The following is a 24247-nucleotide window of genomic DNA, read 5'->3' as shown; positions in this document are numbered from 1 at the left end:
CGCCCTATGAGGAACGCAACATGACTGCTTTCGATCCGCATCTGTCTCTCGTCCCGCGCGGGCCTCGCGCCGACGATCTGAGCATTTAACGCAAACAGGCGGCTGGATCACCAGCCGCCTGCCGCGCAGTCAACAACAATCAAGGTCCGCGTTCCTCTGAGCTTCCCGGCCACTGGAACGAGATGTCTCCCATTGTATGCGACCTCCGTGCATGTCGCAAATTTGGGGACGGACCACCGAGGTCCGCGCTATGGCTCGACGCCCCTTCGCTTCTTTCACCGAGTTGGCGGCCCCCCTGGTCGGCCGCAAGACCGGCATCGACTATGACCTGCAAGGTAGGCTTGCAGCAATGGACGCCCATGTTTTGCGTATCATGCAGCTTTCTGGAATTAAGACGCACACACACAATGGCCGCGACATCTACAGGATAAGTGAAGTCACGCTCCACGTGGAGAAGATGCCGCAAGAACGTCTGCGCCGCACGCTACTTATACCTTCACAGGCTTACGGACTGCGGCGCGAGCGGGGCGATGAACTGCGCTTTTATGCTGAGAATTACCTGCGGACGCCACTTTGTTCAGGCACGTTCACCTGCTCGGACATGACCCCCATCGGGGGCGACCTAGTTGGAGATATGAAGCATCTACGCGGCCAAATTAATAAAATGTTGAGATGGTGTCAAAGAGGGCCATTCTCTGGCTATGGCTTTGATGTTTTGATGCTAGCGAACGATTTCGCCTTCCAGTTTCGTCCTCTGACCGGTGTATTCGTCAACGGACACGTCAATTTCTGTTACACGATGAAGTCTCCTATGCCGCCTGAAATCTGGGAAGACTTCCGCCGCGCCGTTCGGGAGAAGTTTGACCTTGGGTTCTACGTCACTGGTCCCGTGACCGACCTCTCAACGTTACTCGATTACATGACGAAGTTATACAAGGCCAAGCGAACCCGGACCGACGAAATCTTATTCTCCGACCTGTCTGATGATGTCGCCGCCTGGTTTCTAGGACAGGTCGATCAGATGTGGAACCTGACGCCGTTGTCTGGTTTCAAGGCGTTCCGTGCTGGCCTCAAGACGGACAAGGAGAGGGTGGTCCGTAAGCGCGCCGTGCCGGTCAGGAAGCCGGTCAGGATGACGGATGGCCAGGTCGTCGAGGCACTGGTGCCACCTCGGCCCCGCGAGCACAGCCTTGTCGTCGCCAAGCGTTTATCACCCCGCATCCTGGCTGGCGCGGACGACTCGCCGTTCCCGCCTGGCTTCGTCGAGGGTCCGCCAAGGGTTCGTTATGAAGATCAGCATGTTGGCGACCCTGTGTATGCTAATTCCGCCAGCCATTCCGACATCGCATCGAACCGTGAAGCCGCCGCCGCCTCGCCGCTGGGAGCGACGCCCCCCTCTGGGGGGCTAGCATCGGGGGCCTGTCTGTCGCCTGGCAATTCTGTTTTGGATCAAGGGCTTGACGGGTCTGTGTATGCTAATTCCGCCAACGGTTCCGATTTCGCAACGAAGAAGTCACGCGGCCATGTCGAGAACCTTGTGATCGCCCGCGAGCGCCCCTCGCCGACCATGGCTGGGATTTGGGAGACCTGGACTCAGGTCATGAACCTGACGTTGAGGCCAGAGACAGAGGAAGGTGAGCGAGGGTTGGCGATCCTTCTTAGGCATCACCGGCAGGCGGTGGGTCAGGCTCGGGCTAATGGATGGAAAGGCAAGGTCGGCGACCCTCTGGCGCGACTGGCTGCCGGTCTTGCCGCCGCCGAGACCCATATTCCTGATGATCAGAGCCTTTTTATGCACGCTAATTTCGCAACTCAAAACGATATCGAAACGATTTCTGAGACCATACCGCCATCGTCGATTCCAGCGCCAGCCGAGGCCGCTCCGCTGCCTTCCCAGTATCGTCCGCATTCGGATGAGGACGTGGCTGCGGCCCGTTCCGTCCTGCCTCCTGAGGTCCTGTCTCGCGGCCTTCCCGACGTGTATCTTGTCATGTTGGCAAACGGCCAAAGAAGAGAAGCTGAAATAGCTAAACTGCCGTCAAGTATTGGGCGGCATTAGGGTTGTCTTGGTTCGTCATTCTTCCTTTTCTGTTTCTGATGGTTGTCGTTCTGTTGTGTGTGTTGATCGTCTATGCCGAAAAATGATTTGGCGGCCTTCCACTGTTCGTTGTTTTGCTGCTTCTTCTCTGCACGCTCAGCCGCCCATTGCGTTTTGCGTTCTGCTTGTCTCTGTCGTGCCTCGGCCTCGCGATCAGCGATCGTCGTCGACTGGTCAACAGCAACCTGAGCTATTAGTTTTGTGCGGCGTTCTTGATACGCAATCTGTCCGTCTGTGGGTTTAGCGATACGACGCATGAATGCCTCGGCAGCCGATTGTGCAGCCTCGCGCAGCATATCGCCCGCGATCTTTGCTCTTTGAAACGCCTTGCGTGCTGCGGTCTGCGGATCGTCGCCGTCTTCGTCAGCGAGTTCAGACAGTTGCTGAGACAGGGACGCGGCTCTAGCGGCAGATGAAGCGGCCCGCTGCATCGCTGATATTGAGTTATTGCGTGCGCGCTGTGCTTCGTTATGCAGCATTGCGGTCAAACGATCGTTTCGTGATGCAGCGATGTCTAGTCCACGAGCAACAGATTTCGCAATGTAGGCTTCGTCTTTAGCTTTACGCTGCTCATCGCGCGCCGCTTTGACTGCACGTCGTGCCGCAAGTTTTTTTTGGAACGCCGCCATTCTTTCCGCCCTTTGACGAAGACGAAGTTCAGATGGTTGATTTGTTTTGCGTTCGATTGCTGTTGCAGCGGGTCCCAGATGTTGTGATGGTGCGTCATCAATTCCACGGTCTGCGTGCGATCTATGGTCGATACGTTCTGTGGACCCCGCGAGTTCCAGGGCGTGATTGACCATGTCGGCCCATTCCCGGCGGATGCCCTTCATCTCTTGCATCGTGGATGGCAAACCGCGCCTCTGGCGTTCTCTGTTCTCAAGCTCGAATGTGGCCTTGGCGCCGAATATCGGTTTGCCGCCGTTTTCGATGGTGACGATCCGGGTCGTCGCCATGAGGTGAGCATGATGGTTGCGATCGTCTCCGGTCCGGCTCGGCTCGTGGATGCAGATGTCAGTCGCTACGCCATAGCGTTCGTGCAGCATCTTCGCGAATTCGGCGGCGAGGCGCTGTCGATCTCGGGGTGATAGCTCGGCTGGTAGAGCCAGGAGCCATTCGCGAGCCGTTCGACCATCTTTCCGCTTCTCTGCTGCCTCCGCAGCGTTCCACAATGTCTCGCGATCGACGCGCTGGTTGCCAACACTGCAAGCCGTCGCAACGACGCCGTTTTTGTTTCTGTAATCGTGAATCTGGCCGGTGCGCTCGTCGGTCAGTTTCTCAGCAGATCGGTAGGCGGCAGCGGCGACGGCGGATCGTCCGGCTGATCGAGAGATTGGTTTGCTGGACAGGGACATGATCGCCATCGCTGTTTCCTCTGTTCCGCCGCCGCAGGTGACCGACGCCGCTGCGTCGCACGTCGAGTCCGCCAGGACTCGTAAGTGCGCCTTTGTCTCGCTTGCGCTCGCCAAAGGAATGGCCGTCGTCGGCTATAATAGCATGTCACCAGTTATGGAGCGGCGAAGTGGAAAAGTCGGTTGGACGTTTAGAGCGAGCGAAACAGCGGCTGACGCAGGCTCAAGCCCGATACGAGAAAGTGTCGTCGGTCGAGAGCCAGAAGGCACGGAAAGAGGATTTGAGGCGAAAGATCATCGTCGGTGGTGCCGTCTTGGCGATGGTGGATTCAGACGATCGTGCGGCGTCTCTGCTGAATGTTGTGATTGATGGTCTGAAGTCGGATCGGGACAAGGCGCTGTTCAATGTCAGCGCCACTTGATGATGACAACGACGACGCTGTTCTCGACAGAACAACGTTGTTGTTCGTCGGCTTGGTCGAGGCGCTCGACGCCGACCGGCAGGCTAGACAGAAGCTGGCGATTGTCGGCGCGGAACAGGCTGCGAAACAGGCCGCGATCCAGGCCGAGGCCATCAAGATCGTGAGGATGGCCGGCAAGATCGCGCGCGTCTCGGAACAGGCGATGACGCGACGTCCGGTCCTGCCGCTGCTGGTCGCGGGGCTGGTCGGTGCGGCGATGGCGTTGGTCGCGGCTGGCGGCGGGTATGCCGCCGGTCGGCTCGGGATGTGATGTTACGCGCGGCGTAACAACGTGGTGGATGTTGCGCCGCGCGTAACTCAATGGGAGATGAAACGATGGGACGCATTGCGGAACTGGCCCATGATGCTGAGACGCGGCGTCAGCAGCAGGATCAAGACCTGTGGGAATGGGAGATGGAGAACTCGTGCCCGTCGTCAGCGCCAGCGCCTTCGGCGGCTGCCACGCGAAGCGTGGCAGCGGGGGAAGGGCGGTGCCACGCAGTGGCAGGCGCCAGGGAAGGGCGTGGGGCTTCACGAGCGAAGCTCGTGCTGGACGAAGACGACGATGTCCCATTCTGAACGTCTCATTAGGGCAGGGTCGTATGAGATGATTACGATGCAGGCGACAATCATCATTTTCTGTCTCACACGGATTGAAATCTCTTTTTGAGATACCATCTCAATGAGGTCTTAGATTCTATGGAGCTGGGCATGAGGATCGGATATGCTCGGACCAGCACGACGGAGCAGGCGGCGGGGTTGGCGGCGCAAGTCCGTGATCTCGAAGCGCAGGGATGCAATCGGGTCTTCGCGGAACAAGTGTCAGGCACCATCACTGTCAGGCCGGAACTGGAGGCGGCCATCGACTATCTGCGCCAAGGCGATGCGTTGGTGGTGACGAAGCCCGACCGCTTGGCGCGATCGACGACGGACTTACTGTCGTTCGTGCATCGGGTGCAGGCCAAGGGCGCTGATCTGGTTATCCTGTCTATGGGGGGGCAGCCTTTGGATACCAGCAGTCCGACCAGCAAGCTGACGCTGACCTTGCTGGCAGCCGTAGCCGAATTCGAGCGCGACATTATGAAGGAGCGGCAGGCGGAGGGGATCGCAAAAGCGAAGGCTGAAGGAAAATATCGCGGACGCAAGCCGACCGCGCGCGCGAAGGCCGTCCATGTCAGGGCGATGTCAGCCGAAGGTGTCAGTCCTACCGAAATCGCGAAGCGGCTGGGGATCGGTCGGGCTTCGGTCTACCGGTGCCTAGAGGTCGCGTGATGAACGGCTTCCGACGGCCTGCCATAAGCGCATGTTAGACCGGCAGCTATGCGGGAGGGGAGGAAGCGGAATGTTTGGTTCGGGTCTGCGAGGGTAGAAAAGCTGCCATTCGCACTACCGTCCTTCATGAGAGCTATACGCCCCGATGTCGCGAAGACTTAAGGCCGACAAGAGCGGCCCAAGCCCACCTCCCCCCCCCTTGAGTGATCTAAACAGCAAGATCCTGAGCAGTCAGTTCGGCAATTGTCGCCAACTGCTGAGCCAAAGCCGAGGGTGCCGCCTGCAACCATGATGCCGCCGTATCGGTCGAAATCAGTTCTCGGGAAGCGGCAATAGCTACCAACCCGGAGAAGCGCCCACGACGACTAATAGGAACGCCGGCGACGGGAAAATAGTCCGCCGTCCAGTTCTCGTTTGTTGTCCAATAATCATCAGGTGGCGGAAGCTGGTTAGATGCGACATGCCGGGTATCGACCTCGGCACCCCAGTTGCGCGAGACATTCGCGATGTGATACTTCGCGGCCGTTGCGCCAACGCCGAAGCGTTTCATGAGCTCGATCACCTGATCAGTCGGACTTGCACCACGCTTGACGATTTCGATTACAGCCTCACGCGGTGCCAGAAAGGAAATGGCGAAGGCATTAGCACGCGCCTCTACTTCGTCGCCGCCGCCGGCCTCGGCAGTGCGCAAGTCATCGTAACGGTCGACATGAAGGCGGCGCAGACGAGCTGGTGGATCCCAAAGCAAATGGCCAAGCTCGTGACACAAGGTCATCCGCCTCACCCAGACATTCTGGTTGTCACCTTCAGTATTGATGACGATCCCTCGATCGTCACCATTAACTACCGTTGCGCCTGCGAAGGCCGCTCCCATTGCGGCCTGAATCAGCGGAATCCCCAGTTGATCAATGAGCTCACGCACTGATGGGATTGGGGCAAGTGGATCTAAGTTCAGCAGGGTGCGCGTTCGTTCTGCCAGATCATACCCCCGGCGCCATACTGGAGCATAATAATCATCGCTCGCATCAAAGTGCTTGAGTATATTCGGAACAACACCAAGCTCGACCGCGAGCAAGTTTTGCCGCGATATCGTCCACGCCGCCTCCGCAAGCTTGAGCACCAGGGAGGGTGAGAAGCGTACGTTGTGTCCGGCACTCCCGAGCGTCCGCAGGCGGACTGCTAATTGCTGGTCGGCGCTCGCATCTGGTCGGACGCCCAGTTGCTCATCGTTGAGCCCAAGAGTTTGGGCAAGGAGTTGCAGGCGACGAACCGGCGAGATCGCCCCTAGCTGCTCAGCGCGCCGCACGTCGTTGACCGTAAGCATGCTAGCCCGAGCCACCTGCTCTTGCGTGAGTCCGAGCCTCACACGCTGCTCCCGCAGCGAGCGCGCAGGCTCATCAAGACTGACACTAATGACGGTCGCACCCTCATCGACCGCCTCGCGGAGTGCAGCGTAGCCGAATTGTTTTAATGCCCACCGAGCGGTCATGCGTGGTCCGGTCGCAGCGGGACGGTCGGGGGAAAGTTGCGACTGACTTCTGACAAAACGACGTGGGGAACTGGCGGCCCGATCTTCTGGTGTATCGCCACACGACTCCAGACCGAACACGCGGTCAAGTTCGGCCTTCAATGGGAGATTCATTTTACCCATTGCGGCAGACGAGACCCAATACGAAAAGGCCACGCATTTTCATCGTCCCACCCGTAACTCCACACCCCATAGCCCGAATTCTTAAACGCCCTAGCGACCGCAGTCATCTCTTCTTTGCTACGTGGACCATAACGACCTGAACCTCCGTCAAGCGCAACTGCATCGTTCTCGACAAAGACGAGCTGGCCGCCGCAATGCGCAGGACGAGCGCCTGTGAGATTGCTATGCTTGATTTCTTTCCCGTTGAGCGTATCTGCAAAGCCGCCGCATTCCGGCGCATGGACAACATCTTCGGCGCGCACGACCCACAAGCGCAACTTCGGATGATTTTTCATTAGCATCGGCGGCTCACCCTCAGCGACCTCGCCCGTCCCGTCGCGCCATTGTTCGAGCCCATCAGCGCTTGTCATCTCACGACGTTCGTCCTCATGACCTACGGGGGGACATTCTCTTTCCGGATAGGTGTGGCGAAATCGGTCAAAGGCTTGCTTCGTTTTGCTCAAAAAGATCGTCTTTCTAATCGAATCTATCTAGCAGGAACCAAGTTAGCTAGCTCCAGTTGTATCAATCCTACCCTTAGGCTCGAAAATGTAAACATAGCAATCGGCAGGCGCTTCTCGCTGGATGACAGCTTTCCCAAGCCTCGCGCTTGGAAGTAGCCCTACTACAGCCATCCCAACCCGCCCGGGGTCAGCACTTGAAATCTACGTCCGGTTTTGGAATGGTACATGTCCCGACCGGGTGACCGAGATGAGGGCAGAAGCGGAAGAGGGCTGGACATCCACCGCGATTCTCGCCATCGCAGGGGCCGCACGCATAACCGCCCCGCGCGACCATGGCTGCTCCTCTGCTTCATGAGCAGACAGGATCGCCCGACAAATAGTTGGTGCTGACGCCGAGCGAGCGAGGACCGGGAGCGGCGTAAGGCGCGAAGTGTCGGCGTGAGGGCGTGGTTACCACAGGATTTTAGCAAGCAGCGACAGAGCGGCTATCGCGATCGACAATAACCCCACCGCGAGCATTGCGCCGAAGCACGTCCGTCCTTTTCGTGGCCGACCTGGACCGCGCTTGATCACTGTCGCGGGCGCCACGTCTCCAACCTTGGCGCCAATGAACGCATCCAGGTCAGAGACACGAAAGCGGCGGTCACGCTTGCCGAAGCTGAACGATTTGGGTCCGCAGCCGAGCCACATCAGATTCCGCAGGCGCCCATGGGAGACGCCCAGATACTCGGCGGCCTGCTTGTAGTCCATCACGGCCGGCAGACGGCGTGACTCGTCTTCCTTACTCGTCATCGTCGCCTTCCTCGGCGGCGATGATGCCGGCCAGCCGCTCAGCCTCCTCGATCTGCTTGCTGATGGATTCCGGGACCGGCTGATAATACCGGTCCAGACTCTTCAGATCACGATGTCCCGTGACCCTCTTGAGGTCCAGCGGGTTCGGCAGCAGACGCGCGAGGCGGCTGGTCGCTTCGTGGCGCAGGTCATGGAACGTCAGGTTGTGGAGCCCGGTGCGTTTGACCATCCGCCCGTAACGCATGCTGAATGTAGACTCTTTGCCTACGCTGAACACGCTGTCGCCGGGCTCCGGCGGCGTCTCGTATGTGTCCCGTTTCTCAAGCAGGAGTCGCCTTGCTCCCGGCGTCAACGGGCGGATTTCAGGGCCTTGTTCTTCCTGGGTCTTGTGCGTCTTGGTCTTGCCGGACTCGCCCCCCAGCTTGATCAAGCTGCGTTCGATATCGACATCGCACCATCGCAGGCCGATCGCCTCACCGCGTCTTGTGCCCTGCTCGATCGACCAGCGGACCAGCCACACATCGTCCGGATAGACAGAGTCCGAGACAGCCACGATCAACCTATCGAACTCCGTCTTCCCGTCCTTGTCCTTGTCTTCGTCGAGCCGTCTATTGCGCTTCTTGTCCGCACCTTCCGGCCGCTTCACGAACCGTCCGGAGGCGTAGTTGACGATGGAGGTATCCCACTCGCTGATGGCGTGCTGGATGACCGAGGCAAGTAGGTTTAGACGTTTGACGACCGTGGCCGGGGAATAGTCGGCAGACATCATCCGATCCCGGAAGCCGCGCACATCCGCCAGGCAGAATTTGGACAGCCGGACTCCAGGCAGATCCTTGTCCCGGAGAATGGCCGGGATATGCCCTGTCAGGTCAGCGCCACGCCCATCCATGCACTCCTTGGCATACCTGTCCACAAGGTCGCCGATGGTCTGCTTGTCGAGCGCGCTGGTGTCCTTGAATTGGCCGAGTTCGACCTTGGCGGCGGTCTCGTTGAGCCACCGTCGAGCCAGCGCGGCGGTCGAGAAGGTCTTGCGGTAGCGCTTGCCATCGACTTGCTTGCGAGCCTGATACTGCTTAGGGCCGCGGCACGAGATGCCAGCCGGCAAGGTCTTACCAGTCGCAGGGTCTATGTCCCCCTTGGCCCTGGTCACGGCCTGATCTCGTGTTTTATCGCTGCTGCTTGCCATGTCGCGAGGATAGCATCCTCCTCGCGATGGCTCAAATCTGGCTCAAAAACCCAAATTTTATCATGCCGTTTCCTCGAAAAACTCAAGGAAATCAATGGCGTCCCGTACGGGATTCGAACCCGTGTTACCGCCGTGAAAGGGCGGTGTCCTAGGCCTCTAGACGAACGGGACGTTGGACGAGGCAGCTTCTATGACATCGCGAGAGGGGACGCAACCCACCCGAAGCAGGAAAATTGGTTTGCGGCACATTTTTTCCAAGTGCGAAGCTTTTCAGGCGATTACGGAGCAGGCACGGCCTGCGGCGCCGCCGGGCTCATGACCAGCCGGCCAACGATTCGTCGGTTCTGAACGTCCCACAGCAGCACCCGGTCGGGGCCACCGCCGCCAGTCAGCGCCACCGCCAGCACCCCTTCCCGCTCCCGCGTCATGCCGCTGACATGCGTGCCGGCGGGTTCGCCCAGCACCAGTTCGCCATCATTTCCCGCCGCCACCGCCAGCGCGGCCGGTTCAGCGTCGAGCCCGGCAATCGCCGCCGGCTTCGGATGAGATATCCGATGGACCAGCACACCGACCAGCACCAGAGAGCCCACCGCCAACAGCACCCCCATGCCGATCACGGCAGCCAGCAACCCCCTGGAGGCCGCCACGCTCGTTCCCGGTCCACTCACGCCCTGTCCATTCATGATTGTCTTGATCCAACTTGGCCCGGCATGATGTTCCGGCCGGGCGATTTCCGTTAAGAGCCGTGCATGACCGACGACACGCCCCCCCTCCGCGTCAGCGCGACCGAAGAGCATACCGGCCAGCGAACCGACCGCTTCCTGGCCGACGCGCTCGATACGCTGTCCCGTTCGCGCGTCAAGGCGCTGATGGAAGCCGGTCACGTACTCCGCGACGGCCAGATCCTGCGTGAGCCCGCCGATCCGGTGCGGCCCGGTCTGTGTTATGAAATCAGGGTTCCGCCGGCAATCCCCGCCACACCCCAGGCCCAGGACATCCCCTTCGCCATCCTGTACGAGGACGCCGACCTGATCGTGCTGGACAAGCCCGCCGGTCTGGTGGTGCATCCGGCACCGGGCAACGAGGACGGCACGCTGGTCAACGCCCTGCTGGCCCATTGCGGCGACAGCCTGACGGGAATCGGCGGCGAGCGACGCCCCGGCATCGTCCACCGCCTGGACAAGGATACGTCGGGCGTCATGGTCGTGGCCAAAACCGAACAGGCCCACAAAGCCCTGTCCGACGCCTTCGCGACCCGCGATATCGACCGCACCTACCTGGCCCTGGCATGGGGATTGATGACTCCCGCCAGCGGCGGATTCGAAGGCGCGATCGGCCGCGACAAGCGCGACCGCAAGCGCATGGCCGTGGTCACCCACGGCGGCAAGGCGGCACTGACGCATTACCGCACCCTCTCCACCCACCATGGCGCGCTCAGCCTGGTGGAATGCCGGCTGGCGACCGGCCGCACCCATCAGATCCGCGTCCATTTCTCGCATGGCGGCCACCCGCTGGTCGGCGATCCCGTCTATCTGCGCCGCATCCCCGCCGCCGCACGCACCCTGCCCGACGACGCGAAACGCGCCGCACTGGATTTCCCGCGCCAGGCCCTCCACGCCGCGCGCCTGGGCTTCACCCATCCCCGCACGGGCGAAGCCATGCTGTTCGAGACCGCCCCGCCGGCCGATTTCAAGGCGCTCATGGCAAAGATTGCTTAGTTTTAAGGCAATATCCCAGGAGCTTCCTTGACGCTCCCAGACCGGGCCGATAGGCTTGGTCCATGCTTCGACGGGTGACGCTACCGTCGGAATGGACGTCCCGCGACGGTGCGGCCCTCGGAGGGGGTGCCACGCGGGGACGTGAAGTCCATCCACGCGTCATACGGGCCGGCCATGCAACCCTGTCGCCAGATGTGCCTTTAGGACATCAGCGGGACATGGCCTCCCTCAGGGAAAAGGAGTCCGACCAATGGCCTCTTCAGTTCTCAATGTTGGTCCCGAGACCAACCTTTCAAGGTACCTCCAGGATATCCGCAAGTTTCCGATGCTCTCGCCGGAAGACGAGCAGCGTCTGTCGCGGAGCTGGCGGGACAAGGGCGATACCAAGGCCGCGCATACGCTGGTCACCTCGCACCTGCGCCTCGTCGCCAAGATCGCGATGGGATATCGCGGCTACGGCCTGCCGCTGGGCGAACTGATCAGCGAGGGCAATATCGGGATGATGCAGGCGGTCCGCCGCTTCGACCCCGATCGCGGCTTCCGGCTGGCGACCTATGCGATGTGGTGGATTCGCGCCGCGATCCAGGAATATATCCTGCATAGCTGGTCGCTGGTCAAAATGGGCACCACCGCCGCCCAGAAGAAGCTGTTCTTCAATCTGCGCCGCCTCAAGGGCCAGATGCAGGCCATCGACGATGGCGACCTGCAACCCGAACAGGTGAACCAGATCGCCAAGTCGCTGGGCGTGCCGGAACAGGACGTGATCAACATGAACCGCCGGCTCTCGGCGCCCGATCACAGCCTGAACGCCCCCCTGCGCGCCGATAGCGAAGGCGAATGGCAGGACTGGCTGGTCGACGACCACGACAACCAGGAAGAGACGCTGGCGGAAAGCGAGGAATTCAGCGGCCGCAAGGCCCTGCTGGACAACGCGCTGAAAACCCTGAACGCGCGCGAACGGCATATCCTGACCGAACGCCGACTGAAGGACGAACCGTCAACGCTGGAAGATCTGTCGCACACCTACAACATCTCGCGCGAGCGGGTGCGCCAGATCGAGGTCCGGGCCTTCGAGAAGGTGCAGGCCGCGATGAAGGCGGAAGTCGAAACCCATCGCGGCGCCAGCGCGGCCTGACCGCCCGGCAAGACCCCGACAAAAAAAGGGCCGGACCATCACAGGTCCGGCCCTTTTCGCATGGGCGTCAGCCCTCGAAGGGGTCGCGCATCAGGATAGTGTCGTCACGCTCCGGGCTGGTGGAGAGCAGCGTCACCGGCGCTTCGACCAGTTCCTCGATCCGGCGCACATACTTGATCGCCTGCGCCGGCAGATCGGCCCAGGAACGGGCACCACGGGTGCTGTCGGTCCAGCCTTCCATCGTCTCATAGATCGGGGTCACCCGAGCCTGCGCCGCCGGAGCCGACGGGAAGCTGCGGATTTCCTTGCCGTCCAGCTCATAGCCGACGCAGACCTTGATCTCCGGCAGCCCGTCCAGAACGTCCAGCTTGGTCAGCGCCAGCCCGTTGATCCCGCCGACGCGCACCGCGCGACGCACCAGCATGGCGTCGAACCAGCCACAACGGCGCGGACGACCGGTCACGGTGCCGAATTCATGCCCGCGCGTGCCCAGCGTACGCCCCATCTCGTCATGCAGTTCGCTGGGGAACGGCCCCTCGCCCACGCGCGTCGAATAGGCTTTGGCAATCCCCAGCACGAAACCGACCGTACCAGGCCCCACGCCACTCCCCGTCGCCGCATTGGCCGCGATGGTGTTGGAACTGGTCACGAACGGATACGTCCCATGATCGACATCCAGCATCACCGCCTGCGCGCCTTCGAACAGGATGCGGCGGCCGGCCCGGCGCGCGTCGTCCAGCAGATCCCACACCGTGTCCATATAAGGCAGCACGCGGGGCGCCAGCGCATTCATGTGATCAAGCAGCGCGGCCTTGGTAAAGGTCGGCGCCCCCAGCCCGGCCAGCAGCGTATTGTGATGCAGCAGCAGTTCGTCCAGCTTCCAGTCCAGCGTCTCCGGCTCGGCCAGATCGCACAGACGGATGGCCCGACGCGCCACCTTGTCTTCGTAGGCCGGGCCGATCCCACGCCCGGTGGTCCCGATCTTGCGCGCACCACGCGCCTCTTCGCGGGCACGGTCGATCGCGCCATGTACGGGCAGGATCAACGGCACGTTCTCGGCGATGCGCAGCGTCTCCGGCGTCACCTTCAGCCCCTGCGCCGTCACACGGTCGATCTCGGTCAGCAGCGCCTCAGGATCGACGACAACGCCATTGCCGATCACACCCATCTTGCCACGCACCAGGCCGGAGGGCAGCAGCGACAGCTTGTAGGTCTGGTCACCCACCACCAGCGTGTGGCCGGCATTGTGCCCACCCTGGAAACGGACGACGATATCCGCCCGGCTGGCAAGCCAGTCGACGATCTTGCCCTTCCCCTCGTCACCCCATTGGGCGCCGATCACGGTGACGTTGGACATCAGAAGCTCCTCAGAAAAACGATCCGGCCGGAACGCAACACAAAAGGGGCGGCACCGGCCGCCCAGCCGCCCGGCTTAACAGGCGCGTCAGTTCAGCGCCACCACTCCGTCGCCGGCCACGATCATATCGCATTCCAGCCGCCGCGCCTCGGCCTTGCTGTCCGCGACAGGCACCAACCCATCGACGGTCGCATACCCCTCGGCCCGCAACCGCTTGCCGACTGCCGGATCGCAGTCCACGGGCAGAAACACGCGTACCCGGCCAGCCCTGGCGGGCGCCGCCCGCAGCAACGCCTCAGGCCGCAGCGTCAGGCCACAGGCCGGCTCGTCATTATTGGACACATAGCGTCCACCACGACCCAGCTCTTCATGCTGCCCACGCGCATACACCGTCACACAGACGCCGGTATGATAATGCAGCCCCCGGAATTCGACCGGGTCAACGGTCAGGCGGATATCCGGCACCCGCGCCGTGATCGCGGCAAAGGTGGCGGCCAGACGCTCGCTCAGCACCCGGACAGGCGCGGGCAGCACCAGGCCGCCCAGCACCGACAGCGCCCGCTCGGCCGGCCCGGCCGCATGCAGCAACTCGGTCAACACCGGCGCCAGCCCACCGGCCAGCTTCGCCACCGCCGCCGCATCCTTGCGGTCCAGCGCCCGCATCAGCGCCTGCCGCTCGGCAGGGGTAAAGCCCACTTCCGCAATCAGCGCCGGCACCAGCGGCGGCATCGTCAGGTCGAACGACACGCCGGGCACACCCAGTGCCGCCAGCGCCTCGGCCCCCAACGCCACCACTTCGGCATCGGCCTCGGGCGTATCCGGCCCGATCAGTTCGATACCGGCCTGCGAAATCTGCCGGTCGCTCTCCCGCGCTCCACCACTCGCCTGCACACACAGCCCGGTATATGAAAGGCGCAGCGGGCGCGGCGCATCGGCCAGCCGCGTCGCGGCAATCCGCGCGATCTGCGGCGTGATATCGGGCCGCAACGCCATCATCCGCCGCGTATCCGGGTCCATCAGGCGAAAGGCCTGATCGGCCACCGCCGCGCCGGACCCGCTCAGCAGCGTATCCTCGAACTCCAGCAGAGGCGGCTTCACCCGGCTGTAGCCATGCGAAGCAAAGACCCGCATCAGGCTTTCCATACCGGCGGCCTCGGCCTCGGCATCGGAAGGCAGCAGATCGACAAAGCCTGCGGGCAGCAGGGCAGGATTGGGAGGCGGATCGTCCGTCATGCGCGCGCCTATATCATCCTTGCGGCCATTCGTCAGCCCACGCGCCAGATCAGGCGAACTCTGAGCGCACTTGGGCTTCGGCCCAGTCCAGCCACGGCATCAACGCACGCAGGTCATCGGCCTCCACGGTCGCGCCGCCCCATAGCCGCAGCCCCGGCGGCGCATCGCGATAGCTGCCGATATCCAGCCCCACGCCCTCTTCTTCCAGCAGACTGACAATCCGTTTGGCCGCCTTGGCCTGCGTCGCCGCATCCAGCGCCACGAACCAAGGCGCCACAATGGTCAGGCAGATCGCGGTGCTGGACCGCTCGGCCGGGTCAGCGGCCAGAAACGACGCCCAGCCGGACTGCGCGACCCAGTCCGCCACCACCGCCAGATTGGCCTGGCTCCGGGCAATCAGCGCCGGCAGCCCGCCAATGGCCTCGGCCCAGCGCAGCCCGTCCAGCGCATCCTCGACACAGAGCATGGAAGGCGTATTGATCGTATCGCCCTTGAAGATACCCTCGATCAGCCGCCCCTTCGCCGTCAGGCGGAAAATCTTCGGCAGCGCCCGCGGCGGCGGTGCCGCCTCCAGCCGGCGCACCGCGCGCGGCGAAAGGGCCAGCATGCCATGCGCGGCCTCACCGCCCAGCACCTTCTGCCAGGACCAGGTCACCACATCCAGCCGATCCCACGGCAGATCCATCGCAAAGGCGGCCGAGGTCGCATCGCAGATCACCAGCCCGTCGCGCTCCACGGGAATCGGCGCGCCATCGGGAATACGTACGCCCGACGTGGTGCCGTTCCACGCCAGCACCACGTCATGCGCCCAGTCCACCTGCCCCAGATCCGGCAGGCGGCCATAATCGGCCTCCAGCACCCGCGCGGCCGGCGCGTGCAACTGGTTGATGATATCGTCCGCCCACGTCGCCGAAAAACTCTCGAACGCCAGCACATCGACCGGCCGTTCGCCGACCAGCGACCACAGCACCATCTCCACCGCGCCGGTATCCGATGCCGGCACGATCCCCAGTTTCCAGTCATCCGGCAGGCCGAGGATGGCGCGCGAGCGGGTAATGACCTCGTTCAGCCGGGCGCGACCCTCGGGCGCGCGATGCGAGCGCCCCAGCAGCGCGCCGGAGAGCGCATCCAGGGACCATCCCGGACGCTTGGCGCACGGGCCGGAGGAAAAACAGGGATTGGCGGGGCGCACGCCCGGCTTCGCGATCGCGTCGGGAGAGAGAGCAGACATCATCCGGTCCGGAGAAATGGTACGAGAGAGGGGACTCGAACCCCTATGCCTTGCGGCGGTCGATTTTGAGCCGACTACGTCTACCGTTCCGTCACTCTCGCCTGCGGGCCTCCTTATCAGCAAACCGGGCCGGCAGGCAATCGCGCAGGAACGATCAAACGACCATCTGGCAAACGACCATCCAGCAAACCATCACCCGGCGCGGGGCGCCGGCGCCGCCAGCCCCAGCATCAAGGCGATATTCTGGATCGCGGCGCCCGAGGCCCCCTTGCCCAGATTGTCCAGCCGCGCGGTCAGCACGGCCTGCCGCCGCGATTCGTTGGCATGAACCCGCAATTCCATCAGGTCGGTCCCCGCCAGCGTCTCGGCGGAAAGGTCTGGCATGGCCTCAGCCACGCTGATCCGATCCGAACCGGCATAGAAATCGGCCAGCACCGCCCGCAGGTCACCCCCCGTTGCCGGCACGGCCAACATATCCAGATGCAGCGGCACCGAGACGATCATCCCCTGCGGAAAATGCCCGACCGACGGCACGAAGACGGGCGCACGGGTCAGCCCGGCATACCGGGTGATCTCGGGCAGATGCTTGTGCTCCAGCCCCAGCCCATACAGCAGGAAAGCCGGCCCACCGTCGTGCTCATGCGCCTCGATCATCGCCCGGCCGCCGCCGCTATAGCCACTCACCGCATTGATCGTCAGCGGCGTATCAGGCGCAAGCAGCCCCGCCTCGACCAGCGGCCGCAACAGCCCGATCGCCCCGGTCGGATAACAGCCGGGGTTCGAAACCCGCGCCGCCCCCGCGACCTGTGCGGCGCACCCCGCGCCCATTTCCGGAAACCCATAAACCCAGTCCGGATCAACACGAAACGCCGTGCTGGCATCCAGCAGACGCGGCGCCCGGCCACCGGTGGCCGCGATCTCCGCCGCCATGGCCGCCGCCTCGCGCGACGCCGCATCGGGCAGGCACAGCACCACCAGATCGACCGATTCCATCATCGCACGACGGGCACCGGCATCCTTGCGCTGCTCCGGCGCGATCGAACGCACCGTCACCGGCAGCGCGTCGAGGCGCTGGCGAATGCCCAGCCCCGTCGTGCCCGCCTCGCCGTCAATGAAAACCGTCGCCTGTCCGTCCATGATATCCCCCATCCTGGGCGCGGGACTATAATCCCGCTCCGCCCCGCCAGCCAGAGCTTCCAGCCCCGTGCCACGCTGGACGCGCCCGCCACACCGGTGCAGAGAGAAAACGATCCCGCCGATACCAGCACGGAGCCCCCGGATGTCCGACGCCGCCCAGGCCCTCTCGCGCCTTCTCGACATCATGGCCCGCCTGCGCGACCCGGTCAGCGGCTGCCCGTGGGACCGCGCGCAGGATTTCGCCTCGATCGCCCCCTACGCGATCGAAGAAGCCTACGAGGTCGAAGACACCATCGCCCGGCAGGACTGGGCCGCCCTGCCCGACGAACTGGGCGACCTGCTGCTCCAGGTCGTCTATCACGCCCGCATGGGCGAGGAGGCCGGCCTGTTCGATTTCGCGACCGTCGCCAGCATGATCGGCGACAAGATGGTCCGCCGCCACCCCCACGTCTTCGGCGATGCCGCCCTGGCCCCCGGCCAGTGGGAAGACGGCAAGGAACAGGAACGCCTCGCCCGGCGCGAGCGCGGCACGCTGGCCGGCATTCCCACCGCCCTCCCCGCCCTGCTGCGCGCGGGCAAGCTCTCGGCCCGCGCCGCCCGCGTCGGATTCGACTGGCCCGAGGCGAAGGATGTCGCCGAAAAGGTGGATGAAGAAATCGCCGAACTGAAAGTCGAACTCGATTCGGGCGACCGCGACCGAATCGCCGACGAACTGGGCGACGTGCTGTTCACCCTCGCCACCCTGGCCCGCAAGCTGGACCTCGACCCCGAAGCCTGCCTGCGTCAGGCCAACGCCAAATTCACCCGCCGCTTCACCGGGGTCGAACAGCATCTGGCCGAACGCGGCATGACCCCGGCCGACAGCACCCTGGCCGACATGGAAGCCGCGTGGCAGGCCGTGAAGCGGCAGGAACGCAAAGCCTGACCGGAATCAGCCCGGGTCGAGCAGCAGGTCCCGCAGATCCTGCCAGCTTGCCCGATCGGGGGCATAAAGCAGCCCCCCGGCCCGATCGGTCACGCAATAGGGCGATCCGTCGAAATGGGCACAATAGCCGCCAGCCTCGCGATGGATCAACCAACCGGCCAGATGGTCCCACGGCATGGTGCGGTTGAAGAGCAGGAAATGGCATTGCCCATCCACCAGCATCAGATATTCCTGCGCCGCGCAGCGGAAATCCCACGACCCCATCACCCGTGGCAGATTGCGGGCCACGAGGTCGCGCAAGGGGCGCGGCAGATAACGCCACGAGGCATTGCCGCACATCTCGGCCGCCGGCACCGGCGGCGCACAGCGTAACGGCCGCTCGGCATCGTCCGCTCCCACCAGCCACGCCCCTTCGCCGCGCACCGCCAGCGCGGCGATATTACAGATCGGGTCCAGGATCGCCGCCCCGATCACCTCGCCCCGCCGCAGGATCGCCACCATGACGCCGAACAGCGGCACCCCCGCCGCATAATTCGCCGTCCCGTCGATCGGATCGATCACATAGGCCAGATCGGCGTCTTCGATGGCGTCCATCAGGTCGGGCCGGGCGCAGACGGCTTCCTCGCCGATCACCACCGCACCGGGCGAAAGACGCAGGAAAGCGGCCGTCATGTCATGTTCGGCCGCTTCGTCGGCCACCGTCACCACATCCATCTTGCTGCTCTTGCAGCGGATGGCATCCGCGCCCAGATGGCGGAAGGACGGCATGATCCGTTCCGCCGCCGCCTGCCGCATGATGTCCAGAACCGTGCGCATATGCGCGCCCGAAACCGCGACCGTCATGACATTGTCTCCCCTTCCCGGCCATGCGGCCCGGGCGGGCGCCTACCGGTCGCGATTGGCCAGTTGCTGTTCGAACCGGGCGCGATCGGCCGGCAGCAGCCGCACCGTCACCACAATAGCCTGCTCGCCGTCATCGCGCGACGTTACTTCGCCATGAGCATACAGCCATGCCAGCAACGCACCGTCCTTCACCGGAATGGTGTAGTCGACGATTTCCATCGCTTCGGTCAGGCGCTGGTCGATCGCCGCCAGCAATTCCGGCAACCCGTCGCCGGTCATCGCCGAAATCGCGACGCTCCCGGCCCGTACCGGCACCGCGTCGCACCCGCCCAGCAGGTCGGCCTTGTTCTGCACCTCGACCACCCGCCGGCGCCAGTCGGTCTCCAGCGTCCCGCTGTTCGCCATGCCTTCCAGCACCTCTTCCACATCGGCGCGCTGCGCCGTGGTGTCGGGGTGCGAGATATCGCGCACATGCAGGATGATATCGGCCTCGGCCACCTCTTCCAGCGTCGCGCGGAACGCCGCGATCAGTTCCGTCGGCAGGTCGCTGATGAACCCCACCGTATCGGAAAGGATGATCCGCCGGCCCGACGGCAGCCGAATCCCGCGCATCGTCGGGTCCAGCGTCGCGAACAACTGGTCCTGCGCATAAACGGTCGCCCCGGTCAGGGCATTGAACAGGGTGGATTTGCCGGCGTTGGTATAACCGACCAGCGCCACGACCGGAAACGGCACCCGCCGCCGCGCGGCCCGATGCAGCCCACGGGTGCGCCGCACCTGCTCCAGTTCGCGCTTCAGCCGCACGATGCGGTCGCCGATCATCCGGCGATCGGCCTCGATCTGGGTCTCGCCCGGCCCGCCGAGAAAGCCGAAGCCACCACGCTGCCGCTCCAGATGCGTCCAGGTCCGCACCAGCCGGCTGCGCTGATATTCCAGATGGGCCAGTTCGACCTGAAGCGAGCCTTCCTTGGTGGCGGCGCGCTCGCCGAAAATATCCAGGATCAGGGCCGTGCGGTCGATCACCTTGCAGCCCAGCGCCTTTTCCAGGTTCCGCTGCTGCACCGGCGTCAGGCGGGTATCGACCACCACGACGGCGACCCGATCCTCCTGCACCGCCTGGCGCAGCGACTCCACCTGGCCGCTGCCCAGCAGCGTGGCCGGCCGGCGCGCGCGCAGCAGCAGCACCGCCTGACGCACGATCACCAGCCCGATCGACGCCGCCAGACCCACGGCTTCTTCCAGCCGGGCTTCGGCGGCGCGAACCTCGTCCTGACGGTCAGGCCGCTCCCAAGGCAGGATGACGGCCGCCCGCGTGGGCGACTGCGCCACGGGTACGTCAGACGAGATCGGATTCCCCCGTCAGATCCTTGTCGGACAGATCCACAGCCGCGCCTTCGGGGCGCGAGGGGTCGAACAGCATGACCGGCGTCGCCGGCATCACGGTGCTGATCGCGTGCTTGTAGACAAGCTGCGTGTGGCCATCACGGCGCAGCAGGACGGAAAAATTGTCGAACCAGGTGATGATGCCCTGCAACTTGACACCATTGACCAGAAACACCGTAACCGGCGTCTTGGAGCGCCTGACATGGTTGAGAAAAACATCCTGAACGTTCTGCGTAGGTTCTTTTGCCACGGTTGGGCCTTACTTGCTCTGTCGGCGAAGACGAACGCCGCGCAAGCCGCTCCGTTCCCCGCCAATAATTCGGTTGGCCCTCTCTAGCAGGCCCTTCCCCAGGGGGCAAAACCTCATCCTGCGCCCCGCTCGTCGGACGTCACGCCCAACTGCTTCAACTTGCGGTGCAGCGCGCTGCGCTCCATGCCCACAAAGCCCGCGGTGCGGCTGATATTGCCGCCGAATCGCAGCAACTGGGCCTGGAGATACTGGGTCTCGAACAGGTCGCGCGCCTCGCGCAGCGGCAGGCCCATCACGTCGGCGGCCGGGTCGAATTTCAGCAGCGTCGGCGCCCCCTGCCCCACCTGCGGCGGCAGCATCTCGGCGCGGATCGGATCGGTGCCGTTTCCCGGCATCATGATCAGCAGCCGCTCCATCAGGTTGCGCAACTCGCGCGAATTGCCGGGCCAGTCATAGCTCTGCAAGGCCGCGATGGCATCGCCCGACAGGTCGCGCAGCGGCAGGCCGGCATTCTCCGCCGCCCGGTGCAGGAACATCCGCGCCAGACCCGGAATATCCTCGCGCCGCTCCCGCAGGCTGGGCACGCGCAGCGGCACCACCGCCAGCCGGTAATACAGATCCTCGCGGAACCGCCCGGCGGCAATCGCCTCCTGCAAGTCGCGATTGGTCGCCGCCAGCACGCGGACATCGACCTTCACCCGCGTGGCCCCGCCCACGCGCTCGAAACTCTGGTCCTGCAACGCCCGGACGATCTTGCCCTGGGTCTCGATCGGCATGTCCGCCACTTCGTCCAGCAGCAGCGTGCCCCCGTGGGCGCGCTCCAGCACGCCGGTGCGCCGCCCGCTGCCGTCGGCGGTGCCCTCGATGCCGAACAGTTCTTCTTCAAAGCGGCCCGGCGCCAGCGTGGCGCAGTTCAGGGCGACGAACGGCCCCTCGGTCCGGCGCGACCGGGCATGGATCATCCGCGCCGCGACCTCCTTGCCCGCGCCGGCGGCCCCCGAAATCAGCACGCGCGAGCCGCTGGGCGCCACCCGCTCGATCTGGTTGCGCACGGCGGCAATGGCCGGACTATCGCCGAACAGCGTCGCCTCGGCGCCCGCGCGCAGCCGCAGCTCCGCGTTCTCCCGCGCCAGACGCGAGGCCTCCAGCGCCCGGCGGACCACCAGCAGCAGACGATCGGACTGAAACGGCTTCTCGATAAAATCGTAGGCACCGTGCTGAAGCGCGGCCACGGCCGTCTCGATCGTGCCATGGCCGGAAATCATGATCGTGGGCACGACCGGTTCCTCGCCCTGGATCGCCTGGAGAATGCCCAACCCATCCAGCCGCGACCCCTGCAACCAGACATCCAGAATGACCAGTGACGGCCTGCGCGCCCTAAACGCGCTGATCGCCGAATCCGAATCCCCCGCCAACCGCGTCTCGTATCCTTCGTCCCGAAGGATACCCTCGATCAGCAGCCGGATATCCGGTTCGTCATCAACGATCAGGATTTCATGCGCCATGCTCGTCCTTTACCGGCAGTACCAAGATCGAAACAGCCCCCCGCCCGTCTGGCCTGTCTTCCAGACGGATACTTCCCCCGTGATCTTCCAGAATTTTCTTGACGATCGCCAGCCCAAGCCCGGTCCCCTTCGGCTTGTGGGTCACATAGGGCTCGGTCAGACGCCGCCTGTCTTCCTCAGGCAGACCGATCCCATCGTCGACGACCGCGATGTGCGCGGCCGTGCCTTCGATACGCAAGACAATCCGGACAGCGCCGACCGATCCGGCCGGGCGATCGGCAGCATCACCATCTTTCGGAAGCATTGCAATGGCATCGGCGGCATTTTGCAGCAAATTGGTCAACGCCTGCCCGACCAGCCGCCGGTCACAGGACACGATCGGCCCATGATCGGGCAGGTCGGTCTCGTACCGGATCTCGGGATGCGCGTTGCGTTGCAGGATCAGGGCCTCGCGCACGATTCGCGACAGGTCCTCGGGCCGCATGATCGGCTGCGGCATCCGCGCGAACGCCGAGAATTCGTCCACCATGCGCCCGATATCGCCCACATGGCGCACGATCGTATCGGCGCACTGGCTGAACGTCTCGGGGTCGGAGGTGATTTCCCGCAGGAAACGGCGCTTCAGCCGTTCGGCCGCAAGCTGGATCGGCGTCAGCGGATTCTTGATCTCATGCGCGATCCGCCGCGCGATATCGGCCCACGCCGCCTTGCGCTGGGCGGCCTGCAAGGCCGTGATGTCATCGAACGTCACCACATACCGGTCAGGCGCCCCCCCGGTGGTCTCACTCCCGATCCGGACCAGCAGCGTACAGGCCTTCGTGCCCGATCCCACATGGATCTCGCCGGTCCACACCCGGTCGGGCGCACTGGCCGCCTCGTTCAGCATCGGGCCGAACTCGGGCACCACATCCACCAGATGCCGCCCGACGGCGGCCGTCAGATCATGCTGCAACAACACGCTGGCCGCCCGATTCGGCAGTTCGATCACCTGTTGCGCATCCAGCCCGATCACCCCGGCCGACACGCCCGAGAGCACCGCCTCGGTAAAACGCCGACGCTCGTTGATCTGCCCATAGGCGATCATCAGTTCGGACCGCTGGCTGGAAAGCTGGTCGGTCATGCGGTTGAAGGCGCGCGACAGGCTCGACACCTCGTCATGCCGCTCGCCTTCCGGCACCCGCACCTTCAGGTCGCCATCGCTGATCCGCTCCGAGGCCAGGATCAGCAGCCCCAGCGGCCGGGCGATCTGGTTGGCCAGCACCAGCCCCACCAGCACGGCGGCGAAGAGCACCAGCAACCCCACCAGCGCGAAGATCAGCACGAAGGTAAACTGGATCTTGGACCGGTTCCGGTTCAGCCGCTGATAATCGGCCACCACCATTTCGGTCTTGTGCATGTGGTCGAGAATCGACGGATCGACCGGCCGGGTAATCACCAGCATCAGCGCCGGCGTATCGCCCAGCGAAATCACCGCCCGCACCGTCTTCTCGTCCGGCGAATCGAGAATCGCGATCTCGTTGGTCCGGGCCATCATGGTGGCCGACGGCGGCGGCAGGGCCTGCATGTCGCCCGCCCGGCTCATCAATCCGCCCTTGGCCACCACCGTATTGGTCAGCGGATCATAGATCACCGCCTCGTTCAGCCCGCGCAGGGTCGCCTGCGAATCCAGCACCTGATCCAGCGCCTCGGGGTCATGCATCAGGTCCGACCCCGACCCTTCCAGGCTGTTCGCGGCCCCGGCGAGGTAATTGGCCAGCGAGAACGCCTCGGTCCGGATATTGGCGTTATGCTCCTGCAGATACCCGCGCGAAGCCTGAAGCGCCTCGTTCAGCGCCGTGTTCACCCGGTCGCTGAACCAGATCTGGATGCCGTAATGAAAGAAGACGGCGGCAAACGTACCCACCACCACGGTCGGCGCCACCGCGACGATGCCGAACAGCGTGACAAGCCGCACATGCAGCCGCGCCCCCGCCAGACCGCGCCGCCGGTCGGCCATCACCCGCCCCAGCCGCTCCGCCAGCGCCAGCGCCAGCAGCAGCAGCACGAGGAAGTTGAGGATGAAGATCAACGCCTGGATGTGCGGATAATGCGTCACCGACATCCCGCCCGACAGCACGACGAAGGTCGCGACGCCGAAGCATAGCGCCAGCGCCACCAGGGCGATGGCGACATTCCGCCGGGCGAGCAGGCCGAACAGCCCGCGCATCAACCCCAT

General features: G+C 63.9%; 22 protein-coding genes and 2 tRNA genes. 7 read left to right on the top strand and 17 right to left on the bottom strand.

Annotated elements, in window-relative coordinates; all coding sequences use genetic code 11:
- The first annotated feature begins 250 nt into the window (after positions 1 to 250).
- The gene (locus HLH25_RS02265) at positions 251 to 2059 is read left to right on the top strand and encodes a hypothetical protein (RefSeq protein WP_182972524.1); all 1809 of its coding nucleotides are present in this window, start codon (positions 251 to 253) and stop codon (positions 2057 to 2059) included.
- On the opposite strand, the gene mobQ is transcribed toward HLH25_RS02265, so the two are convergent.
- A complete protein-coding gene (gene mobQ, locus HLH25_RS02260) occupies positions 2056 to 3462 on the bottom strand; it encodes a MobQ family relaxase (protein ID WP_182972523.1) in 1407 nt (468 codons plus the stop codon). The genes HLH25_RS02265 and mobQ overlap by 4 nt on opposite strands.
- Before the next feature lie 158 nt (positions 3463 to 3620).
- Here mobQ and HLH25_RS02255 point away from each other — a divergent pair, with 158 nt between their 5' ends.
- From HLH25_RS02255 to HLH25_RS02245, 3 genes are all read left to right on the top strand, one after another.
- Positions 3621 to 3872: a mobilization protein gene (locus tag HLH25_RS02255; protein WP_182972522.1), complete on the top strand. Its 252-nt coding sequence runs from the start codon at positions 3621 to 3623 to the stop codon at positions 3870 to 3872.
- Complete coding sequence (locus HLH25_RS02250) at positions 3856 to 4182, top strand: hypothetical protein (protein ID WP_182972521.1); 327 nt, start codon at positions 3856 to 3858, stop codon at positions 4180 to 4182. The genes HLH25_RS02255 and HLH25_RS02250 overlap by 17 nt, the downstream gene beginning before the upstream one ends.
- Positions 4183 to 4622: 440 nt before the next feature.
- Entirely contained in the window at positions 4623 to 5183 is a 561-nt protein-coding gene (locus tag HLH25_RS02245; RefSeq protein ID WP_041249777.1) for a recombinase family protein, read from the top strand.
- A gap of 208 nt (positions 5184 to 5391) precedes the next feature.
- Here HLH25_RS02245 and HLH25_RS02240 read toward each other — a convergent pair whose 3' ends face one another.
- The 6 genes from HLH25_RS02240 to HLH25_RS02215 form a co-directional block, all read right to left on the bottom strand.
- Positions 5392 to 6813, bottom strand: coding sequence for an ImmA/IrrE family metallo-endopeptidase (locus tag HLH25_RS02240; RefSeq protein ID WP_157864093.1), 1422 nt, complete (start codon positions 6811 to 6813; stop codon positions 5392 to 5394).
- An 8-nt stretch (positions 6814 to 6821) separates the two neighbouring features.
- Complete coding sequence (locus HLH25_RS02235; RefSeq protein WP_012226113.1) at positions 6822 to 7244, bottom strand: hypothetical protein; 423 nt, start codon at positions 7242 to 7244, stop codon at positions 6822 to 6824.
- 543 nt (positions 7245 to 7787) lie between these two features.
- Positions 7788 to 8129, bottom strand: coding sequence for a helix-turn-helix transcriptional regulator (locus tag HLH25_RS02230; protein ID WP_012226117.1), 342 nt, complete (start codon positions 8127 to 8129; stop codon positions 7788 to 7790).
- Entirely contained in the window at positions 8119 to 9315 is a 1197-nt protein-coding gene (locus HLH25_RS02225; protein ID WP_012553142.1) for an integrase, read from the bottom strand. The genes HLH25_RS02230 and HLH25_RS02225 overlap by 11 nt, the downstream gene beginning before the upstream one ends.
- A gap of 95 nt (positions 9316 to 9410) precedes the next feature.
- A tRNA-Glu gene (locus HLH25_RS02220) sits at positions 9411 to 9486 on the bottom strand.
- Between the two features lie 107 nt (positions 9487 to 9593).
- Positions 9594 to 9998: a hypothetical protein gene (locus HLH25_RS02215; RefSeq protein WP_182972520.1), complete on the bottom strand. Its 405-nt coding sequence runs from the start codon at positions 9996 to 9998 to the stop codon at positions 9594 to 9596.
- A 66-nt stretch (positions 9999 to 10064) separates the two neighbouring features.
- Between HLH25_RS02215 and HLH25_RS02210 the strand changes: the two genes are divergently transcribed.
- Positions 10065 to 11033 (top strand): RluA family pseudouridine synthase, encoded by a 969-nt coding sequence (locus HLH25_RS02210; protein ID WP_182972519.1) that lies wholly within the window; start codon positions 10065 to 10067, stop codon positions 11031 to 11033.
- Positions 11034 to 11283: 250 nt separating this feature from the next.
- On the top strand, positions 11284 to 12168 hold the full coding sequence (gene rpoH / locus HLH25_RS02205) for an RNA polymerase sigma factor RpoH (protein ID WP_182972518.1): 885 nt from the start codon (positions 11284 to 11286) through the stop codon (positions 12166 to 12168).
- A gap of 67 nt (positions 12169 to 12235) precedes the next feature.
- Here the strand turns inward: rpoH and HLH25_RS02200 are convergent, their stop codons facing one another.
- From HLH25_RS02200 to argC, 5 genes are all read right to left on the bottom strand, one after another.
- Positions 12236 to 13525: an adenylosuccinate synthase gene (locus HLH25_RS02200; protein ID WP_182972517.1), complete on the bottom strand. Its 1290-nt coding sequence runs from the start codon at positions 13523 to 13525 to the stop codon at positions 12236 to 12238.
- Between the two features lie 87 nt (positions 13526 to 13612).
- Positions 13613 to 14758: an ATP phosphoribosyltransferase regulatory subunit gene (locus tag HLH25_RS02195; protein WP_182972516.1), complete on the bottom strand. Its 1146-nt coding sequence runs from the start codon at positions 14756 to 14758 to the stop codon at positions 13613 to 13615.
- 49 nt (positions 14759 to 14807) lie between these two features.
- Entirely contained in the window at positions 14808 to 15989 is a 1182-nt protein-coding gene (locus HLH25_RS02190) for a phosphoserine transaminase (RefSeq protein WP_182972515.1), read from the bottom strand.
- 17 nt (positions 15990 to 16006) lie between these two features.
- Positions 16007 to 16090: transfer RNA gene (locus HLH25_RS02185), tRNA-Leu, on the bottom strand.
- Between the two features lie 91 nt (positions 16091 to 16181).
- Positions 16182 to 17126 carry an N-acetyl-gamma-glutamyl-phosphate reductase gene (gene argC / locus HLH25_RS02180; protein WP_182972514.1) on the bottom strand — a complete coding sequence of 315 codons (945 nt, stop codon included), beginning with the start codon at positions 17124 to 17126 and terminating at the stop codon, positions 16182 to 16184.
- Between the two features lie 142 nt (positions 17127 to 17268).
- On the opposite strand from argC, the gene mazG reads away from it, so the two are divergent.
- Positions 17269 to 18051, top strand: coding sequence for a nucleoside triphosphate pyrophosphohydrolase (mazG, locus tag HLH25_RS02175; protein WP_182972513.1), 783 nt, complete (start codon positions 17269 to 17271; stop codon positions 18049 to 18051).
- 6 nt (positions 18052 to 18057) lie between these two features.
- Here the strand turns inward: mazG and HLH25_RS02170 are convergent, their stop codons facing one another.
- The 5 genes from HLH25_RS02170 to HLH25_RS02150 all read right to left on the bottom strand — a co-directional run bounded on the left by HLH25_RS02170 (position 18058) and on the right by HLH25_RS02150 (position 24238).
- A complete protein-coding gene (locus tag HLH25_RS02170) occupies positions 18058 to 18894 on the bottom strand; it encodes an inositol monophosphatase family protein (RefSeq protein ID WP_182972512.1) in 837 nt (278 codons plus the stop codon).
- Positions 18895 to 18936: 42 nt separating this feature from the next.
- The gene (gene hflX / locus HLH25_RS02165) at positions 18937 to 20223 is read right to left on the bottom strand and encodes a GTPase HflX (protein WP_182972511.1); all 1287 of its coding nucleotides are present in this window, start codon (positions 20221 to 20223) and stop codon (positions 18937 to 18939) included.
- 7 nt (positions 20224 to 20230) lie between these two features.
- Positions 20231 to 20527 carry an RNA chaperone Hfq gene (gene hfq, locus HLH25_RS02160; protein WP_182972510.1) on the bottom strand — a complete coding sequence of 99 codons (297 nt, stop codon included), beginning with the start codon at positions 20525 to 20527 and terminating at the stop codon, positions 20231 to 20233.
- A gap of 113 nt (positions 20528 to 20640) precedes the next feature.
- On the bottom strand, positions 20641 to 22032 hold the full coding sequence (gene ntrX / locus HLH25_RS02155) for a nitrogen assimilation response regulator NtrX (protein ID WP_114727678.1): 1392 nt from the start codon (positions 22030 to 22032) through the stop codon (positions 20641 to 20643).
- Entirely contained in the window at positions 22022 to 24238 is a 2217-nt protein-coding gene (locus tag HLH25_RS02150; RefSeq protein WP_182972654.1) for a sensor histidine kinase NtrY-like, read from the bottom strand. The genes ntrX and HLH25_RS02150 overlap by 11 nt, the downstream gene beginning before the upstream one ends.
- Between the last annotated feature and the right edge of the window lie 9 nt (positions 24239 to 24247).

This window comes from Gluconacetobacter dulcium (assembly GCF_014174165.1).
GTDB lineage: Bacteria > Pseudomonadota > Alphaproteobacteria > Acetobacterales > Acetobacteraceae > Gluconacetobacter > Gluconacetobacter dulcium.
This window is presented reverse-complemented; position numbering and strand designations above follow the sequence as displayed.

What these genes read in the sequence shown, in the direction of transcription:
- HLH25_RS02210 (WP_182972519.1), top strand. Translation starts at nt 10,065, where the DNA reads ATGACCGACGACACGCCCCCCCTCCGCGTCAGCGCGACCGAAGAGCAT.
- HLH25_RS02200 (WP_182972517.1), bottom strand. Translation starts at nt 13,525, where the DNA reads ATGTCCAACGTCACCGTGATCGGCGCCCAATGGGGTGACGAGGGGAAG.
- HLH25_RS02265 (WP_182972524.1), top strand. Translation starts at nt 251, where the DNA reads ATGGCTCGACGCCCCTTCGCTTCTTTCACCGAGTTGGCGGCCCCCCTG.
- HLH25_RS02245 (WP_041249777.1), top strand. Translation starts at nt 4,623, where the DNA reads ATGAGGATCGGATATGCTCGGACCAGCACGACGGAGCAGGCGGCGGGG.
- HLH25_RS02195 (WP_182972516.1), bottom strand. Translation starts at nt 14,758, where the DNA reads ATGACGGACGATCCGCCTCCCAATCCTGCCCTGCTGCCCGCAGGCTTT.
- HLH25_RS02235 (WP_012226113.1), bottom strand. Translation starts at nt 7,244, where the DNA reads ATGACAAGCGCTGATGGGCTCGAACAATGGCGCGACGGGACGGGCGAG.
- HLH25_RS02150 (WP_182972654.1), bottom strand. Translation starts at nt 24,238, where the DNA reads ATGCGCGGGCTGTTCGGCCTGCTCGCCCGGCGGAATGTCGCCATCGCC.
- HLH25_RS02250 (WP_182972521.1), top strand. Translation starts at nt 3,856, where the DNA reads ATGTCAGCGCCACTTGATGATGACAACGACGACGCTGTTCTCGACAGA.
- rpoH (WP_182972518.1), top strand. Translation starts at nt 11,284, where the DNA reads ATGGCCTCTTCAGTTCTCAATGTTGGTCCCGAGACCAACCTTTCAAGG.
- argC (WP_182972514.1), bottom strand. Translation starts at nt 17,126, where the DNA reads ATGGACGGACAGGCGACGGTTTTCATTGACGGCGAGGCGGGCACGACG.
- HLH25_RS02225 (WP_012553142.1), bottom strand. Translation starts at nt 9,315, where the DNA reads ATGGCAAGCAGCAGCGATAAAACACGAGATCAGGCCGTGACCAGGGCC.
- HLH25_RS02230 (WP_012226117.1), bottom strand. Translation starts at nt 8,129, where the DNA reads ATGACGAGTAAGGAAGACGAGTCACGCCGTCTGCCGGCCGTGATGGAC.
- HLH25_RS02215 (WP_182972520.1), bottom strand. Translation starts at nt 9,998, where the DNA reads ATGAATGGACAGGGCGTGAGTGGACCGGGAACGAGCGTGGCGGCCTCC.
- mazG (WP_182972513.1), top strand. Translation starts at nt 17,269, where the DNA reads ATGTCCGACGCCGCCCAGGCCCTCTCGCGCCTTCTCGACATCATGGCC.
- HLH25_RS02170 (WP_182972512.1), bottom strand. Translation starts at nt 18,894, where the DNA reads ATGACGGTCGCGGTTTCGGGCGCGCATATGCGCACGGTTCTGGACATC.
- ntrX (WP_114727678.1), bottom strand. Translation starts at nt 22,032, where the DNA reads ATGGCGCATGAAATCCTGATCGTTGATGACGAACCGGATATCCGGCTG.
- HLH25_RS02190 (WP_182972515.1), bottom strand. Translation starts at nt 15,989, where the DNA reads ATGTCTGCTCTCTCTCCCGACGCGATCGCGAAGCCGGGCGTGCGCCCC.
- mobQ (WP_182972523.1), bottom strand. Translation starts at nt 3,462, where the DNA reads ATGGCGATCATGTCCCTGTCCAGCAAACCAATCTCTCGATCAGCCGGA.